The 2,284-nt window shown below is 65.8% G+C and carries 5 protein-coding genes; 1 reads left to right on the forward strand and 4 read right to left on the reverse strand.

Translation table 11 applies throughout. From position 1 onward, the window contains the following. Window positions 1–250: 250 nt before the first annotated feature. Genes BMX74_RS42585 through BMX74_RS43665 form a run of 4 tightly spaced genes read right to left on the reverse strand, consistent with a single transcriptional unit; the run spans window position 251 to window position 1,834 of the window. Entirely contained in the window at window positions 251–538 is a 288-nt protein-coding gene (locus tag BMX74_RS42585; RefSeq protein ID WP_091106175.1) for a hypothetical protein, read from the reverse strand. Further along, window positions 538–1,380, reverse strand: a complete 843-nt coding sequence (locus BMX74_RS42590) for an ORF6N domain-containing protein (protein WP_091106177.1) — start codon at window positions 1,378–1,380, stop codon at window positions 538–540. The genes BMX74_RS42585 and BMX74_RS42590 overlap by 1 nt, the downstream gene beginning before the upstream one ends. Next, on the reverse strand, window positions 1,377–1,649 hold the full coding sequence (locus BMX74_RS42595; protein WP_091106178.1) for a hypothetical protein: 273 nt from the start codon (window positions 1,647–1,649) through the stop codon (window positions 1,377–1,379). The genes BMX74_RS42590 and BMX74_RS42595 overlap by 4 nt, the downstream gene beginning before the upstream one ends. After that, window positions 1,649–1,834, reverse strand: coding sequence for a helix-turn-helix domain-containing protein (locus BMX74_RS43665; RefSeq protein WP_143078988.1), 186 nt, complete (start codon window positions 1,832–1,834; stop codon window positions 1,649–1,651). The genes BMX74_RS42595 and BMX74_RS43665 overlap by 1 nt, the downstream gene beginning before the upstream one ends. Before the next feature lie 221 nt (window positions 1,835–2,055). On the opposite strand from BMX74_RS43665, the gene BMX74_RS42600 reads away from it, so the two are divergent. Beyond that, window positions 2,056–2,284: helix-turn-helix domain-containing protein (locus tag BMX74_RS42600; protein ID WP_143078989.1), on the forward strand; the 229-nt coding region annotated here is incomplete at its 3' end.

Raw genomic sequence — 2,284 nt, forward strand, 5'->3', positions numbered from 1 at the left:
AGATCGCCGTCTGAGCGGCGACATCCCACGGGGCAGGGATTACGCTGTGCATGGACCTTGCTCCTTAAGTCGTGGTCCGACTGGGGTGAGCGGGTGTCGCGGGCTCGGCAGGTCGCGTCTGCTGAGCCCGCATCCGCTCAGGGGGTGGAGATCTGGTACTCGGCGGCGATCTCAAGCGCGTCGTCGAGATCAAGCCGCAAGCAGTGGGCGGCGAACGCCTCAGCGCATGCCTGGTCGAACTCGGCGGCGGTCATGACTCACCGCCACCAGTGAGACCCGCCTTGGCCGCCAGGTAGTCGATGCACTCCTTCATCCCGGCCTCGTAGCCGAGAGCGGCCTGAACTTCCTTTCGGATCCGGTTGCCTTGACGCGACCATGCGCGCGGCATTCTGAACACGTCAGAACCGGGGTTCTCGGCGCGCTGACGCTCGATCTCCGCCCGGACGCGCTCGTAGGGCACGCCGATCAGGAGGGCCATGGCCTCATCGGAGACCATCGGCTCACCGTTGACGTATGAGTAGAGCGGCTTGCCGGACATCAGGCGTTCACCTCCACGAAGAGGCCCGCCTGCTCATCACGCGCGTAGTCACCGGCGTAGTACACGTCCCAGACCTCCTCGAACAGAGGCAGGTCCTTGCGCGTCCACGCATACGTCTCCCGCACCGAGCCCGACGCCGTGTCCTCCGCGCGCTTGGCGGGAAGGTCACGCCCCTCGGCCTGCGCGACCTTGACCAGTCGGCGCCCGAACCAGGACTGCGCCGACTTGATCTGCGCCTGCGTCAGACCCTTGGCTTTGAGAAAGTCAGGCACGTACAGCGGCATGTCCTCGTGGTCGATCTCCGGCTCCTCGCCGAGGCCGATCGCCGCCTGGATCTTCATCTTGAGCTTGACCCACTTGTCGTCCAGGTAGCCGACCGTGGACGCGAGCATTTCGATACGGGCCTTAGCGAGGTGAACCCGGTCGATCGCCTCTGAGCGCTGCTCGTGCGTAGCAATCTCTTCGACGTTCAGCAGGTAGGCGCGCACGTCCTTGGCGACCTGAGAACCCGTCAGGAGCAGGCCGACGTTGAGAATGCCGCGACGACTGAAGACGGCTACGCGGCGGGTCTGCGGGGACAGTTCGAGGGTGTCACCGATGACACTCTCAAACTCGGCGCGGGACATGACCTTGTAGCCGTTGTCCGACAGCTCCTCGCGGTTCCGCTTGACGATCTGGTCGATCGCCTCGGGCGACACCTCGTAGTAGTTGGCGACCATCTCGGTGGTGGCGTGCACGCCATCCGGCAGCAGGCTCAGAACCTTGACCTTGTCGAGGACGTCGACGCGACCGGCGTACTGAGCGCGCAGGCTCGGGGATTCGGTGAGGGCTAGCTCGTTCATGCCGCCGCCTCCGCGGCCTTGCGGGCCTTGGCCTGGCGCATCTTCAGGGCGTGCGCCTTCCAGTACGCAGCCTTGGCGTTACCGGCCCGCTTGAGCCTCTCGGTGCGCGGCATCCGCTCCTGCGGGTCGATCTTGCGCATCCAGTACTCGATCGAGGCGGGCGAGTTCTCGCGGGCCTTGGCGGTGGCGCCGGCCCGGTCGTCTTCCTTCGCCCACCGGGCGTGGGCGGCGGCACTGGCGAGGGCGCTGCGCTCGTTCGGCGTGGCCATCAGGACGACACCTGCTCGATCTCGAAGACGTCCTCGAACCGGATGTCGGTGAAGGCGTCGAGCACGGCGGCGATGAAGCTCTCTCCGGGCCTCATGCCGCCCTTCTCGACGCGCATGACGGTCCAGCGGCTCACGCCGATGCGCTCGGCGCGGGCGTGGGCCGTCGGCAACTGCTTAGCCTTCATCCGCTTGTCCCACTCATGCCGCCTGAGGCGGATGGTGGGTCGCGTTCCGTTCTGGGAGTGCATGCACGCACTCTTGCACAGTCGAGTGCATGCACGCAACGTATCTGGCCAGGAATTTCGTTTCAGCAGCTCAGAGTGTGCGTGCACGCACACCTGATCACAGAGGTAACAGCAGCCTCACCAGCCATGACGGGAGAAAAGAGCCGTGTTAAGGTGCGTGCGTGCACACGACCGAGTGGGACCGCGACCTCTTGCGGGAGACGCTGCACGAGATCATGGAGCGGGCCGAGCTGAATCAGGCCGCAGTCGGCCGCCTCGCCGGCCGCGACCGCACCATGGCCAACCGCTGGCTAGGAGGCCAGCACCGCCCGACCTACGAATCCGCCATCCGCTTCACGCAAGCCATCGCAGAGCAATACCCAGCCCTGTCCCAACTCGGCGACCAGTTCC

Source organism: Nonomuraea pusilla (assembly GCF_900109355.1).
Classification (GTDB): domain Bacteria; phylum Actinomycetota; class Actinomycetes; order Streptosporangiales; family Streptosporangiaceae; genus Nonomuraea; species Nonomuraea pusilla.

Excerpts from the sequence above, each read along its gene's own strand:
- BMX74_RS42585 (WP_091106175.1), bottom strand. The coding sequence starts at position 538 with ATGTCCGGCAAGCCGCTCTACTCATACGTCAACGGTGAGCCGATGGTC.
- BMX74_RS42595 (WP_091106178.1), bottom strand. The coding sequence starts at position 1,649 with ATGGCCACGCCGAACGAGCGCAGCGCCCTCGCCAGTGCCGCCGCCCAC.
- BMX74_RS42590 (WP_091106177.1), bottom strand. The coding sequence starts at position 1,380 with ATGAACGAGCTAGCCCTCACCGAATCCCCGAGCCTGCGCGCTCAGTAC.
- BMX74_RS43665 (WP_143078988.1), bottom strand. The coding sequence starts at position 1,834 with ATGAAGGCTAAGCAGTTGCCGACGGCCCACGCCCGCGCCGAGCGCATC.